This window comes from Paenibacillus sp. S29 (assembly GCF_049319765.1).
In the GTDB taxonomy this organism is placed as follows: Bacteria; Bacillota; Bacilli; order Paenibacillales; family Paenibacillaceae; genus Paenibacillus; species Paenibacillus polymyxa_B.
The window spans coordinates 132,824-146,433 of record NZ_JBMOUI010000008.1 but is presented as its reverse complement, the minus strand read 5'-3'; the positions used below and the strand labels follow the sequence as shown (position 1 = coordinate 146,433).

Sequence of the window (13,610 nt, the reverse complement as noted above, 5' to 3'; positions counted from 1 at the left end):
ATTGGATTACTATATGTGCTGCTGAACGGATGATGCTATAATTTTGCTTTGTACTCCTTGATCAAGTACGGAACCAAGAATAGACGTTCCGATAGCCCCCGCCATAAAGCTTCCCATCATATAGATACCCATACCAACTCTGGTTTGGTTGCCGCTTAATATTCGAGAAATGGTGTTTGCCATTGTAATCTGAGCAAAGGTTAATCCAGTATTCGCTAGAATTAAGATAATCGCAATCACGGCAGGAACCGCGTCCATAAAAATACCCAATATGAAGTATGCCGTCACTTGGAACAGGAATGCCAACGAGAATACAAAGCGATTGTCTAGCAGAATGACCTATACAAAAATGCTACAGGATATTCGTATTCACGAGAGTTGTAGCTTACTACTAGATACTAGTTGGAGCGTTCAAACGATCGCACTTGAAGTCGTGACGAGAGATGACAACAAATTTTAAAATGAAAGAACTTATGGATCAATTCCAAATCAGTGAGGATACCTTACGGTATTATGAGAAAATAGGTCTTCTTCCTCCCGTGGCCCGCAAAAATAATGGGCACAGGATATATAACAATTCACACAAAGAGGCACTTTTAATGATCAAGTGTTTAAAAAAAGCCGGAATGTCGCTGAAGGAGTTAAAACCTATTATCCAGCTTCAATTAGATGAGAGCAACATATCAAATAATGAATGGTATGATAGGCTTTACAATTACCAAAAAAAGATAGATCAGCAGCTGCAAGAACTTCAGGAAATTAAGGATATGATTGAATTGAAATTGCAAACCGGGCAAAAATTTGGCCATAACTTTTTGCCGCTTGAGACCCAAACTTAATCTTTTTTTAAAACTGAATTGCTCTGCTTGACCTAGTGTTTACACCAGGTTGTAAGATGTGCATTAGATTCCCTCCAAGGATTCCACATCATACAAAAGGAAGCTTATAAACATGAACAATACAATAGCAATAGGAAAAACAGGATTAAAAGCATTTAAACTTGGTTTTGGAGCAGGTGTGGTAGGTAATTCAATGATGTATCCAAAAGTCGATGATACTCTAGGCCGACAATTAATTAGAACTACCCTTGCAAAAGGCGCTAGCTTGGCTATTAACGCGTTCAGCCGTTGATCTAATTATTCCAGGTGCAACCAAGCCTGATCAAATCGAGTCCAATCTTCAAACTCTGGGTGTTCGACTAACAAGTGGCGAGCTTAAGCAACTCGATATTCTTTTCAATCAAAATAACTTGTTTACAGAGTAACAGATTGTCATTGTTCTACATACACTTCCTAATACACAGAAAGGGTTCTAAAGTGGAAACTTTAGAACCCTTTCTTGCAGAAGTATTTATTTTGTAATCGTAATTTGTTTGGATGCAGTATTATAGTTCACCTGATACCCCGAAAGCTCGCTAATCACTCGTAATGGAACCAGCGTGTAGCCGTTAACAATAACCGGAGCTGTGATGTTCGTCGAATAACTCCGGGAGTTGTTCAACTCATACACGGCAAGGGTAGAATTCTTGACCTGAAGCACTACTTGTTTGCCGTCTGTAGGTCGAGTCAGAATGATCTTTTTGGTCGCTTTTTCATAATTCACCTCGTAACCTATCCGTTCACTGATAAAGCGCAGCGGGACCATCGTCGCCCCATTTATGATTCGCGGAGCCTGAGCCATCGTCGTAGCACGACCATCGACATAAGCTGATTTAGCTCCTGGTGTCAGGGTGAACGAAGTTGAATATGAGGAAACCGCATTGTTAGGGTATGAGGACGTTGTACCAGAAGTTGTTGTTGTAGTAGAACTCGTCCCGGATGATGAACTACTGGTCCCAATTGCTCTATTGCGAATAGCTTCTAACCGATCCAGCAAATCGCTTTTACGGGTTCCGCTCGGCAGATCACTGATTGCATCTCTGGCAGAACGCCAATCGGAGGCATTCAGACTGTTTTCTGCAATTCGCATCAAATCTCTCGCTTTCTCATAGTTCGATGAACTAGATGACGAAGAAGAGTAGTAACCATCCGAATCCGTGCGTTCTGATATCTTAACACCACTAGATTCTCTTCCATTACTATTGACAGTTACGACCTTAATCTCATACCAGCGTCCTTCTCGCAAATCCGTTATTTTATAGGACTCAGAGCTTGTAGTTCCCTCATAATCACCATCAACATATATCTTTACCTTGTCGGCTTTACTCGGCATATCGTAGGTGATTTTGATCCAGGTGTCGCTCTTACTATCTACTTCAAGATTGGACACTTCTGACGAATTGGAGGACGTACTGTCCGTTGTGGCAGTCAGTCTCACACCAGAGGACAATGCACCTGTGCTTCGCTTGGACCTAATCGTGAACGTGTAGGTCTGGCTTGCCGAAAGATTGTTGAATGTATAGGATGATCCTGTTGAATCAGTTACCAGTTGCCCATCCTTATACAGACTGACCGTATTAATTCCGCTAGGTCTTGTCCAGGAAACAGTGACGCTATAGTTATTAACTGATGTCACTGAAGCTCCTGTCACTTCGGGCACTGTATCAACGGTGAGTGCTGAGGTCGTAACCGGAATACTGATTCCTCCAGATATGTTGCCGGATTTGTCAATAGTCTTGACCAGTACTGTATAGTTTGTGGAAGCAATCAATCCACTGAATGAATAGGACGTCCCTGTAGTTCGCTGCACTTCCTTACCATTTAAATAGATGATCGCTTGGCTCAGGTCAGCATCCTTAGGCAATATGTAATTTACGGTAAAAGCGTTATATCCTACATTCGTAGCTGTCAGTCCGCTTACCTCTCCTGGAGGTGTCTTATCTACAGGACCATCAATGGAAGCCGTTTTAGCCTGTATTGTCGTACCTAGAGATTCATCTCCACTCTTATTCACCGTTTTCACGCGAAAGGTATATGTCGTGTTCGGCTGTAAACCGCTCATCATATAAGAGTTACTTCGAATGTTATCTACATATACAGCGTTAGTGACATTTACCACTTTTATGTGGTCAAAATTAATGTCCGACGGATTGTTCCAGGACAAATTTACTTTTGTTGTTTCTGTAGGAACCGCTGTCAGATTGCTTACCTCTGCCGGTGCGATATTCGCAGTAACCATTTGACTCGACATTACTTTTAGCATTTGGTTAAGATAGGTATTCTGACTATAACCTTTTGTTAACGTAGTCACTTTCGTGCCCGAAGTAACAGGCACATGACGGCCTTGAGTGGTTGCTAATTTGGTATGTAACTGTGCTGTATTCAGGCCTGTCAGATTTGAGTTATGCCTTTCAGTCGACAACGCGCTAGCCACTGCATCGGGTGCCAAAATGCCATATCCCGTATTCAAAATCAGTGTAGCCGTTGCGAACGGAGCCATCCATTGACGCAAACGTTTTTTATTCATAATCTATGCTCTCCTTGATACCAGTATGGAAATTTTATTTGTCAAAACTAATAAGTCAAGCTTACAAACCCTTCTGCTGCAATCCAGCTTTTAAAATTCACACTAAAATGTACAGACATTCATTTAACTGTTATCGGAATTTCCATACAAAATGTTTAGGTTTCACACTAGCATTTTTACAGATAGGGGTCGCGCAAACAATATATGCTAAGCCTTCAAACTACACCAGCTTAGTGTTTTCTCTTACTCCAAGCCATCTTTCTAAGCCCCATTGTTTGTTTCAACAATTTAAACAAAATTACGATTATCGTTTCCGGGGACGCTAAGCTGTGGGACGTTGGAAGCAGATAAATGAAGCATTGGTGGGAGATACTTCTATCATGTGAAAGCTCTGACATAACCTTTGGATTCAGCTATAAATATTCGATATATCGTAACTTTCTACCGTTTAATAACATTGCATTATAGGATATATTAAATTTTAAGCAATAGGAGAAGGAGGTGTATTATGTTCAAAAATGCCTTTAAGATGTTTGGTGTTATTGGTAATATTGAAGCGATTTCATATCTGCTGCTTGTGTGTATCGCTATGCCACTTAAATACGCAGCTGGAATGCCACAAATGGTAAGCTGGGTGGGTATGATCCATGGGGTACTGTTCGTGGCCTATGTTGTAGCGACTGTCGTCATGCTGATTCTGCGAAAAATAACGCTACTGCAAAGTCTTGCAGCCTTGATTGCATCGCTGTTGCCGTTTGGTCCCTTCATTTTTGATCGTAAGGTGCTTAAGAAAGCCGAAGCACGGGCCAGTCATACCAGCCCGATAAAAGCTACATAAGCATGTACAAGGGAAAGTGCCAACACAATAACGTTGCTTTCTCTTCCCACTCATGCAGCAGTATACAAAAACAACCGATGGCTCTAAACCACTCGGTTGTTTTTGTATACGCGAATTGTAAATTGTTACTTTCCCACGCAGTAAGGGAGACTCTAACTTTGTCATTCTTTTCTTCCCTATCTGCTATATTTATGTAATCACAACAACTAATCTCTCGGGTAATTTACACTCATAATATCCATAAAAGGAACTTTATCCGTTTCTCCATTACTCTCTACATGAACCTTTCCTGTTCTCGGGTCCATTTTAACAATTTGTCCACGGGTTGTTTCTTCGCGTCCCCATACGGTCAATACAACTTCGGATTGCTCTCGTTGTGCTTCTACAAGCTGATTCCCGATTTCCTCCAGTACAAATTCATCCCGAGTAGGGCGTTTGGGTACTTTCGCTTTTGCCACTTGCTATCACCCTTCCTTCGTGCAAAATCAAAATCAAATTCATTCTATTTTACCATACTTTTCATCATTTGGTGCTGGTAATGTGAGTAAAATTACGTCTCAGAACCACAAAAAAGCCGAGTTCTCAAAACCGAAAACATCGGCTTTTTAAAGTTGCTTGTTGGAGCTCATTAGGAGCGATTGAAAATCGAAGAGACAGGATTATTTGACCAACTGTGGAATGTAATCCACGATATTATATATAGGAGCACTGCTCTGTTGCGTAACGGCCAAAATCAATGCACCTTCGAGCATCGAAATAATAAGTACCGCCAGACTATGTGCCTTTTCCTCTTCCCAGCCCGAATCCTGAAGGCGCTCCATATAGATGTGCTGCCAATCTGTAAACGTATTCACACAAGCATGACGTAGCGATTCACTAATACAGGAAGTTTCCGCAGCAGCCCAGAAGCCAATCGGCATGAAGTCGTTAAAGCCGGTACGGTCTGCCTCCTCAGCTGTATTACGGATAAAATCCTGAATGGCTAGTACTGGATTATCATTCCCGTTCAGTGTCTGTTTTAATTTTTGCTTTATAAACTCATTCCCTCTTCTTATGCACTCCAAAGCCAATTCTTCTTTACCACGCGGAAAATAATAATAAAGTGACCCTTTCGGTGATCCACTCTCCGCAAGAATCTGATTCAGTCCGGTCGCGTGATACCCCTGATGAAAGAAGAGCTTCGATGCGGTTTGTACGATATTCTCGTATGATTCGGGTTTACCAGCCATATACAGCATCCTTCATTATATAGTAGTTATAACTTATACTTTGACAAAAAAATAACAACATGTTTATTATATATAGACCGATCGTTATAATTCAACACCATTAATTTATTGGAGGAACAAAAACAACATGAATACAATGAGTCAATCGAGTTCACCCTCTGAACCCAAAACGTTCAAGGTGCTACCTATTATGATTGCCCTGCTCCTTAGCGGCTTTATTGGGATGTTCAGTGAAACGGCACTTAACATTGCACTGAATGATTTGATGCAGATTTTGCATATTACAACTGCAACAGCCCAATGGTTGACTACCGCTTATCTGCTTACACTCGGTATTTTAGTACCTGTATCGGGATTGCTGATTCAAACCTTTACGACAAGACAGCTGTTTGTGACATCGTTGCTGTTTTCAATAGCTGGTTGTCTCGTTGCTGCACTTGCACCTACTTTTTCAGTGCTATTGATCGCACGTATTCTTCAGGCCATTGGTACAGCGTTGTTATTGCCGTTGATGTTTAACACCATCTTGATCATTTTCCCGGCTGAAAAGAGAGGCGCGGCTATGGGGATCATCGGATTGGTAATTATGTTTGCACCTGCCGTGGGACCTACCATTGCAGGACTGGTACTGCAAAATCTGTCTTGGCACTGGATCTTCTGGATTTCCCTTCCGTTCTTGGTTCTCTCGCTGATTTGCGGTATTTTATTTATGCAAAACGTTTCAGAAACGACCAAGCCTAAAATTGATCTTTTATCTATCCTCCTGTCTTCCATTGGCTTCGGCGGTGTTGTGTTTGGTTTCAGTAAATCCGGAGAAGGTGGCGAAGGTTGGGCTAGCCTGATGGTTCTGCTTCCTGTGATTGTCGGTCTGGTATCGTTGATACTGTTCTCTGTACGTCAGTTGAAGATGAAGCAGCCTATGTTGAACTTGCGTGTGTTTAAATATCCTATGTTCGTGATCGGCGTTATTATGGTGTTCTTATGTATGATGACGATCCTTTCTACGATGCTGATTCTTCCACTCTTTTTGCAAAAAGGGCTGGCTTTGTCTGCTCTAACAGCAGGTTTGGTACTTCTGCCTGGTGGGATTATCAACGGTCTCTTGTCTCCCATTATGGGCTCCCTATTCGATAAATTCGGTCCCAAATGGCTTGTCATTCCAGGGCTTGTGATCGTGGCCGCTGTTTTATTTTTCCTGTCTGGCATTACAACAACATCAACTCTCGTACTCATTATTGTGCTTCATAGTTGCTTGATGATCGGCATTTCCATGATTATGATGCCAGCTCAGACAAACGGACTTAACCAGCTCCCTATGGATTTATACCCAGACGGAACGGCCATTATGAGCACGCTCCAACAAGTTGCTGGTGCTATCGGTACAGCCGTAGCGGTAAGCATTCTCTCGAAGGGCATGGACAGCTATTTGAGCCAATCCAGTATGCCTGAATCCGTAAATGAAATGGCCAATGCCATGGCAATCGGATCACAAAATTCATTTTTCTTTGCGATGATCATCAGTGTGATCGGGTTGATCCTTGCGTTTTTCATCCGTAGAGTTCATGTTGAACATGGCACTGCCAAAGCACCCATGCATTAATTCATAAATTTTTAGCCATTCCAAATTAAACATTTCTAAATATACTTAAAGGCTGCTAACCATCTCACTATTGGTTATGCAGCCTTTTTTCATATGAATTTACATACACATTCATCAATTACATATTTACAAAGCTCCTTCATTTGGTTACGATATGGTTTATGAATTAAAGCGTAAAAATTACGATTACTATTAAGGAGGACTCCCTGTTGTTTAAGCGTTCGTATTTTAATCTATTTATACCTGCGGTAATGGCGGTGATGATGGCAGCCTGCGCTTCATCTCCGTCAGCTTCACCCTCTCCATCTGCTGCACCACAAGATAAAAGTGTCACCTTATTGTTTAACGTGCAAAGCCCTTCTATAGACCCTCATTCAGATGTAAATTACACAGCTGTTCGTGCTGGAGTAAGTGAAACACTGATCAAAGTGAACAAGGATCTTAAGCTGGAAGCTTGGCTTGCAGAGAAATGGGACAGCAAGGACGGACAGCACTGGACCTTCAACATCCGACCAGATGTGAACTTCCACAGCGGTAAAGCCGTCAATGCCGCTGCTGTCAAAGCCTCTTTGGAAAGAGCGATAAAGCTCAATCCATCGGTTAAAAATGCGCTGCATATCCGTGATATTCATGCGGATAGACAAATTTTGAACATTACGACAGACAAGCCTTTCCCAGAATTTGTGTCTGAGCTGGTTCATCCGAATACGGCTATTATAGACACCACAGCTACAGGTGACCTCCCATCAGGGACGGGACCGTTCAAGGTTGCCAGCTTCCGTGCTGGAAGTGAACTGAATTTAGATCGCAATGAACAATATTGGAACGGTGAAGTAAAGTTGAAACATGCCAAATTCATGTTTAACGAAGACGCCAATGCGCGTCAGCTTGCTTTTCAAGCCAAAACAGCTGATATTGTGTATCGCCCGCCAATTGAAAGCTTGGAGCTATTGAAAGCTGATTCTACTGTTAAGGTAGACTCGCTTCCTAGTTTGCGAACGCATCAACTGATTTACAATATGAACAATAACGATCTGAAAAAGACGGCTGTGCGTAAAGCATTCGATAACCTGATCAACCGGGATGAGATTGCCAGTGGTATCATGTCTGGTCAGGGAACCCCTGCTCAAGGCCCGTTCTTGTCCGACTTTCCTTTTTCACCGAAATATATTACGAAACAGTTTGATTTGAATGCTGCACGAGAAGGCTTCAAGCAAGCTGGATATACAGTGCAGAACGGAAAAGTTGCGAACCCCGACGGCAAGCCGCTTCATCTTACATTGCTAACTTACCAGTCGAGAGCGGAGCTTCCACTCATTTCCCAGCTGATTCAGGCTAACGCTAAAGAACTTGGCATTACGATTGATATCCGTCAGGTTGATAATATTGACGAATATCTCGCCGCACATCAGGATTGGGATTTAGCGACTTATAGTAGCATTACAGCCCCGCGCGGCGATGCAAGCTATTTTCTGAATGCGGCTTACATGCCTGAAGGAGCACTGAATTATGGGCGTGTGCATGTACCAGAACTCACGGGTATGATTTCACAGCTGAACACAACCGTGAATGAGGAACAACGCAACAAGCTGGCGCTGGAGGCTGTCACGCTGATTGACCAACAAAATCTGCAATCCTTTCTGGTCCATCCTAACAACGTAGTGGCCTATCGCGATTACGTACATAACTGGGTAACTAGCCAAAGTGAATACTACTTGTTGACCCAGGACCTGGATGTGAATTAGCATGTTCAAATCCATCGCCAAAAAGTTTCTTGAACTGGTTTTGTTCTTTCTTATTCTTTCCTTTGTGAGCTTCTGTCTGCTTAAGCTTGTTCCAGGCGATCCCGTTCGGAGCATTCTCCGAGTCGATGATGTAGCTGTGTCCAATCAGCAAATTATGGATATGCGCAGCCAACTGGGGCTGGATCAACCATTACCTGTGCAATATGGTAAGTGGTTGCTTCAGTTGCTTCAGTTTGATTTTGGACAATCTTATTTAACCCATCGTCCGGTATTCACAGAGTTTATGGAAAAACTGCCTTATACACTTCTGCTGACCGGAGGCTCCCTGTTCATTATGCTGCTGATAGCTCTCCCGCTCGGAACGATGGCAGCGCTCTACCGTAACCGCTGGATTGACAGAGCCAGTCGTGTGTTTGCCTTAATCGGCTCCTCAATTCCCAGCTTTTGGCTGGGGCTTTTGTTTATCGAATGGTTTGCAGTTAAATTGCGCATTTTGCCGTCTATGGGTGAAGGAACCGCTTTTCATTTGGTACTCCCTTCTCTTACCTTGGGATTGGCAATGGCAGCCGTTTATGTACGAATGATCCGCGCAAGTCTGATTGAAAGCTCGGGGCAAGACTTTATCAAAGCGGCGCAAGCCCGTGGAATCAGCCCCATCCGCATTTTTTTCAGACACATGCTCCGTCACAGTCTAGTCCCGCTCATTACGGTATTCAGTGAGAGTATAGGCAGCCTACTGGGAGGCACAGTCGTAATTGAAGTGCTATTTGCCTATCCGGGGCTGGGCAAATGGATTGTGGATGCCATTGCTGCAAGGGATTACCCCATTATTCAGGGCTATACCGTATTTATGGCTGCATTCATTGTATGTATCAATATTTTGGTAGAGCTGTCCTACCGTTGGGTCAATCCTGAAATCGCTTTGAAGGAGAAACGTTTATCATGATAAAATCCGTACATGCGGGAAACGGGCAGCTCACTAGAACACGATTGTCCAAAGCATGGATCGTGTCGCTCTCCATCCTGCTCATTCTTGCAGCAATTACAGTCGTTCCGTTGCTTGCTCCGCAAGATCCGTATCGTATCCAGATGGGGAATCGACTACAATCAATCAGCGCTACACACTGGCTGGGAACGGATCATTTGGGCAGAGATGTACTATCGAGAGTGATAGCTGGACTTCGGACGACTGTCGGAACCAGTTTGTTGATTTTGGCCGTTTCGCTGGTTGTTGGGGTCCCTCTTGGTCTGCTTTCAGGATTTATTGGAGGCTGGATGGATCGTGTATTCAAGCGGGTGGTCGATGCCTTCATGACATTACCTGATTATATTTTTGCCATTGTACTGAGCGGTTTGCTCGGACCAGGCTTAGTAAATCTTATTTTCGCGGTGACTGCGGTAAAATGGGTTGGTTATGCACGTCTAGTGCGTAGTACCGTTCTGGCAGAAAAGCAAAAGGATTACATTTCGTTATCCATACTGGCGGGTACCTCCTCCCTGCGGATTGTCATGCGGCATATTCTCCCCCATGCAATTGGGAATGTTCTTGTGCTGGCTACGCTGGATATCGGCAAAATCATTTTAATGATTGCCTCCCTATCTTTTTTGGGCTTAGGTCCACAGCCGCCAATTCCCGAATGGGGTACTATGTTGAATGAAGGACGAGCGTATTTTCAAATGGCTCCCCACCTGATGCTGGTTCCAGGGATAGCTGTCGTGCTAACAGTGCTACTGGCGAACGTATTGGGAGACAAACTGCGCGACCGTTATGATGTTAAAACCTGGACAGAGGAGTGAACTGTACATGCTGACTATTGAAGGCTTAACGATTCGGACAAATGTAAAAACGATTGTAGAGCAACTGGAGCTTGCCATTCGTCCGGGGGAATGGTGTGCTCTAGCCGGCGAAAGCGGTAGCGGCAAAAGCATGACGGCGTTCGCTATCGGCGGCCTTCTCCCCTCTTCTGTTACAGCGGAAGGAATCATTGCGTGGAAGGACAATAATTTGCTAGCCCTATCCGCTAAACAACGACGTTCTTTGCTGGGTAGTGAAATATCTTACATTTTTCAAGACTACCACGGGGCTTTCACCCCCTTTCTGCGTCTAGGCAGCCAACTGGACGAGCTGATGCGCGCCCATGGCAAACAAGATCGCAAGGCGCGCAAACAGCGCTGTATCGAGGTGCTGGAGCGCGTACAGCTTCCCGCCAAGCGTGTGTACCGCAGCTATCCGTTCCAGCTCAGCGGCGGTCAATTGCAACGGGCAGCTATTGCGGCTGCACTACTGCTGGAGCCGAAGTTGCTTATTGCCGACGAGCCTACAACAGCGCTGGATACGCTCACAGCTCATCGAGTGCTCCAACTCATTGACCAAATCCGGACGGAGACGGGTATTTCCGTCTTGTGGATCACTCACGACCTGCGTCATGTACGCAAGTATGCAGATCGAATCGCAGTGATGCGCGAAGGTTCACTGGTTGAAATAGGTGACACGCAAGCGGTGCTGAACCATCCGAACCACCCGTATACTCGTCGTCTACTGGCGGCTATTCCGCCGCTGTCTCCGGGCGCTCCAGCACGTTTACCTTACAACAGCACTGAAGAACAGAACGCAATGGAAAGGAGCGCTTTACATGGATAACCAAGCCACCTGCGCTCAGCGGCAAGACACGTCTAATCCTGTCGTGACCGTCTCCGGTTTGACGAAGGCTTACGCTGGAGGCAAAACGGTGCTGCAAGATGTTGCTCTGACGATCTCCCCCCGAGAATGTCTGGGTATCGTCGGGGAAAGCGGCAGTGGGAAAAGTACACTCGCTCGCTGTATTTTGACTTTGGACCCATTTGATCAAGGTGAGCTTAGACTGGATGGACAGTCTATCCGAGGGCTAAAGCGGAGCGAATTAAAACGGATTCGCAGCAGGCTGGGTGCAGTATTTCAACATCCATCTGCGGCTTTGAACCCCAGACTAACCATCCTGCACTCCCTGCTGGAGCCACTGGACCAGCTTAAGTACTATGTTCCTTCCTTTATGGCGGGTATGTCCTTAGAACGTCGGGATATAGCAGAACATTTGCTTGATATGGTAAAGCTTCCAGCCAGCTATCTGGACAAGTTTCCACATCAGCTCAGCGGTGGGGAAAAGCAGCGTGTAACCATCGCACGTGCCATCAGCACAGAGCCGGATTTTATCGTATTGGACGAGCCAACGGCTAGTTTGGATGTGACTACACAAGCTACCGTTTTAAATCTGCTCAAGGATTTGCAGGATGAGCTAGGACTGGCTTATCTGTTTATCTCACATGATCTGGCGGCTGTGCACTTTATGAGTGATCGAATCATGGTCATGAAAGAAGGCAGTGTGCTTGAGCATTTTCCCAAGGAAGCATTATTTCATTCGGATCGCCATCCTTATACACAATCATTACTGGAGGTTTTTTCAACATGTTGCCTTCCCACCGAGCCTATCTTGCTTTAGCTATCCCTTTAATTATTTCGACGATTACAACCCCGCTGCTCGGTGCGGTGGATACAGCTGTAATCGGTCATTTGAGCCATTCCGCGTATTTAGGCGGTGTAGCGGTGGGCACTCTTATTTTCAATACTTTATATTGGCTGTTTGGCTTCCTGCGAGTCAGTACATCAGCTTTCACGGCACAAGCCGCGGGGGCACAAAATAACGACCAGAGCATAGCTGCTCTCATGCGCCCACTGGCCATTGCTCTACTCATTGGTGCGGTATTCATTGTGTTACAAAAGCCAATTCTGCTAGCTTCTCTTCAGCTAATCCATCCGGCTCAGGATGTGGCGGCACAGGCAGCAATTTATTTTAACATTCGTATTTGGGGAGCCCCTCTTACATTGGTGAACTATGTGCTGCTTGGCTGGCTGATGGGATTATCCCGTGTGAAGGCTACATTATTTTTGCAAATTTCAATGAACGTAATCAATATGGTATTAGCTATTGTATTTACACAGATGATGCATTGGAATGTCACTGGTGTAGCAAGCGCTACTCTGATTGCGGAGGCTCTTGCATGTATATTGGGTCTAGTTCTGGTGTTCCGCTCATCGATTTGGAGAGAATGGAAGCAAAGCGGACAGATGAATTGGCGAGGTTGGTTTGGAGCCTCAGAGTTGAAAAGTGTCATGGCAACAAACCTTGATCTTATGATCCGTACAGCCTGTCTGCTGACGATGTTTAATCTGTTTACGGCGCGCAGTGCGAGCTTTGGAACCGATCAGTTGGCGGCGAACGCTATTTTGTTGCAGATCCATTATATTATGGCTTACTTTTTTGATGGGTTCGCCAACGCCAGTAGCATTATGACGGGTCAGGCTAGGGGTGCCGGGGATCGTAAAATGCTGCAAAGGGTTATTCACTTGTCCTGGTTCTGGACACTGGTGACCAGCGTAGTGACGGGAGGATTGTATTTCGCACTGAAAGAGCCGCTTATCTCGCTATTTACGGATAATGCTACAGTGATTAGCCTTACAGGCCCTTATAATGGATGGCTTGTGGTCTTTCCGCTGGCAGCCGGGCTGGGACTGGTGTTCTATGGTGTGTTTACAGGAATGACAGTAACGTATCCGATTCGTAATTCGATGCTGATCTCATTGCTCTGCTTTTTGATCGCTCTCTTCTGGTGCGTTCCCCATTATGGGAATCACGGACTTTGGCTGTCCTTTATCGTGTTTGCACTAGGACGGTCACTGTTTCTTGTAATCTATTTACCTCGCTTGCAGAGGATATAATAGCACCTGATTTATATCGCTCTCAAAAACAAAGGATGTC

15 protein-coding genes are annotated in these 13,610 nt (G+C 44.7%); 11 read left to right on the top strand and 4 right to left on the bottom strand.

The window, feature by feature from the left end:
- Window positions 1–9: 9 nt before the first annotated feature.
- Window positions 10–306, bottom strand: coding sequence for a hypothetical protein (locus ACL9RM_RS15505; RefSeq protein WP_422759377.1), 297 nt, complete (start codon window positions 304–306; stop codon window positions 10–12).
- A 155-nt stretch (window positions 307–461) separates the two neighbouring features.
- On the opposite strand from ACL9RM_RS15505, the gene ACL9RM_RS15500 reads away from it, so the two are divergent.
- The 3 genes from ACL9RM_RS15500 to ACL9RM_RS15490 all read left to right on the top strand — a co-directional run bounded on the left by ACL9RM_RS15500 (window position 462) and on the right by ACL9RM_RS15490 (window position 1,264).
- A complete protein-coding gene (locus tag ACL9RM_RS15500) occupies window positions 462–839 on the top strand; it encodes a MerR family transcriptional regulator (RefSeq protein WP_323873160.1) in 378 nt (125 codons plus the stop codon).
- 112 nt (window positions 840–951) lie between these two features.
- Window positions 952–1,131, top strand: coding sequence for a hypothetical protein (locus ACL9RM_RS15495; RefSeq protein WP_250269016.1), 180 nt, complete (start codon window positions 952–954; stop codon window positions 1,129–1,131).
- On the top strand, window positions 1,088–1,264 hold the full coding sequence (locus ACL9RM_RS15490) for an aldo/keto reductase (RefSeq protein WP_250261262.1): 177 nt from the start codon (window positions 1,088–1,090) through the stop codon (window positions 1,262–1,264). The genes ACL9RM_RS15495 and ACL9RM_RS15490 overlap by 44 nt, the downstream gene beginning before the upstream one ends.
- Before the next feature lie 86 nt (window positions 1,265–1,350).
- Here the strand turns inward: ACL9RM_RS15490 and ACL9RM_RS15485 are convergent, their stop codons facing one another.
- A complete protein-coding gene (locus tag ACL9RM_RS15485) occupies window positions 1,351–3,405 on the bottom strand; it encodes a stalk domain-containing protein (RefSeq protein ID WP_250268451.1) in 2,055 nt (684 codons plus the stop codon).
- A 508-nt stretch (window positions 3,406–3,913) separates the two neighbouring features.
- Here ACL9RM_RS15485 and ACL9RM_RS15480 point away from each other — a divergent pair.
- Window positions 3,914–4,243 carry a DUF3817 domain-containing protein gene (locus tag ACL9RM_RS15480; RefSeq protein ID WP_061828314.1) on the top strand — a complete coding sequence of 110 codons (330 nt, stop codon included), beginning with the start codon at window positions 3,914–3,916 and terminating at the stop codon, window positions 4,241–4,243.
- A 206-nt stretch (window positions 4,244–4,449) separates the two neighbouring features.
- On the opposite strand, the gene ACL9RM_RS15475 is transcribed toward ACL9RM_RS15480, so the two are convergent.
- The gene (locus tag ACL9RM_RS15475; RefSeq protein WP_061828313.1) at window positions 4,450–4,701 is read right to left on the bottom strand and encodes a YolD-like family protein; all 252 of its coding nucleotides are present in this window, start codon (window positions 4,699–4,701) and stop codon (window positions 4,450–4,452) included.
- 201 nt (window positions 4,702–4,902) lie between these two features.
- Window positions 4,903–5,472 (bottom strand): TetR/AcrR family transcriptional regulator, encoded by a 570-nt coding sequence (locus ACL9RM_RS15470; RefSeq protein ID WP_069289627.1) that lies wholly within the window; start codon window positions 5,470–5,472, stop codon window positions 4,903–4,905.
- Between the two features lie 136 nt (window positions 5,473–5,608).
- Between ACL9RM_RS15470 and ACL9RM_RS15465 the strand changes: the two genes are divergently transcribed.
- The 7 genes from ACL9RM_RS15465 to ACL9RM_RS15435 all read left to right on the top strand — a co-directional run bounded on the left by ACL9RM_RS15465 (window position 5,609) and on the right by ACL9RM_RS15435 (window position 13,570).
- Entirely contained in the window at window positions 5,609–7,072 is a 1,464-nt protein-coding gene (locus ACL9RM_RS15465) for a DHA2 family efflux MFS transporter permease subunit (protein ID WP_069291982.1), read from the top strand.
- A gap of 209 nt (window positions 7,073–7,281) precedes the next feature.
- On the top strand, window positions 7,282–8,817 hold the full coding sequence (gene nikA / locus ACL9RM_RS15460; protein WP_250268452.1) for a nickel ABC transporter substrate-binding protein: 1,536 nt from the start codon (window positions 7,282–7,284) through the stop codon (window positions 8,815–8,817).
- Between the two features lies 1 nt (window position 8,818).
- On the top strand, window positions 8,819–9,763 hold the full coding sequence (nikB, locus tag ACL9RM_RS15455; protein ID WP_250268453.1) for a nickel ABC transporter permease: 945 nt from the start codon (window positions 8,819–8,821) through the stop codon (window positions 9,761–9,763).
- Window positions 9,760–10,614, top strand: coding sequence for a nickel transporter permease (gene nikC, locus ACL9RM_RS15450; RefSeq protein ID WP_250268454.1), 855 nt, complete (start codon window positions 9,760–9,762; stop codon window positions 10,612–10,614). Before nikB ends, nikC begins: the two co-directional genes overlap by 4 nt.
- A 7-nt stretch (window positions 10,615–10,621) precedes the next feature.
- A complete protein-coding gene (locus tag ACL9RM_RS15445; protein WP_250268455.1) occupies window positions 10,622–11,458 on the top strand; it encodes an ABC transporter ATP-binding protein in 837 nt (278 codons plus the stop codon).
- The gene (locus ACL9RM_RS15440) at window positions 11,451–12,293 is read left to right on the top strand and encodes an ABC transporter ATP-binding protein (protein WP_250268456.1); all 843 of its coding nucleotides are present in this window, start codon (window positions 11,451–11,453) and stop codon (window positions 12,291–12,293) included. Before ACL9RM_RS15445 ends, ACL9RM_RS15440 begins: the two co-directional genes overlap by 8 nt.
- On the top strand, window positions 12,260–13,570 hold the full coding sequence (locus tag ACL9RM_RS15435; protein WP_250268457.1) for an MATE family efflux transporter: 1,311 nt from the start codon (window positions 12,260–12,262) through the stop codon (window positions 13,568–13,570). The genes ACL9RM_RS15440 and ACL9RM_RS15435 overlap by 34 nt, the downstream gene beginning before the upstream one ends.
- Window positions 13,571–13,610 lie beyond the last annotated feature (40 nt).

Coding starts and splice junctions, on each gene's coding strand:
- ACL9RM_RS15495 (WP_250269016.1), top strand. CDS start 952: ATGAACAATACAATAGCAATAGGAAAAACAGGATTAAAAGCATTTAAA.
- ACL9RM_RS15500 (WP_323873160.1), top strand. CDS start 462: ATGAAAGAACTTATGGATCAATTCCAAATCAGTGAGGATACCTTACGG.
- nikC (WP_250268454.1), top strand. CDS start 9,760: ATGATAAAATCCGTACATGCGGGAAACGGGCAGCTCACTAGAACACGA.
- ACL9RM_RS15445 (WP_250268455.1), top strand. CDS start 10,622: ATGCTGACTATTGAAGGCTTAACGATTCGGACAAATGTAAAAACGATT.
- ACL9RM_RS15480 (WP_061828314.1), top strand. CDS start 3,914: ATGTTCAAAAATGCCTTTAAGATGTTTGGTGTTATTGGTAATATTGAA.
- ACL9RM_RS15465 (WP_069291982.1), top strand. CDS start 5,609: ATGAGTCAATCGAGTTCACCCTCTGAACCCAAAACGTTCAAGGTGCTA.
- ACL9RM_RS15470 (WP_069289627.1), bottom strand. CDS start 5,472: ATGGCTGGTAAACCCGAATCATACGAGAATATCGTACAAACCGCATCG.
- ACL9RM_RS15435 (WP_250268457.1), top strand. CDS start 12,260: ATGTTGCCTTCCCACCGAGCCTATCTTGCTTTAGCTATCCCTTTAATT.
- ACL9RM_RS15440 (WP_250268456.1), top strand. CDS start 11,451: ATGGATAACCAAGCCACCTGCGCTCAGCGGCAAGACACGTCTAATCCT.
- ACL9RM_RS15485 (WP_250268451.1), bottom strand. CDS start 3,405: ATGAATAAAAAACGTTTGCGTCAATGGATGGCTCCGTTCGCAACGGCT.
- nikB (WP_250268453.1), top strand. CDS start 8,819: ATGTTCAAATCCATCGCCAAAAAGTTTCTTGAACTGGTTTTGTTCTTT.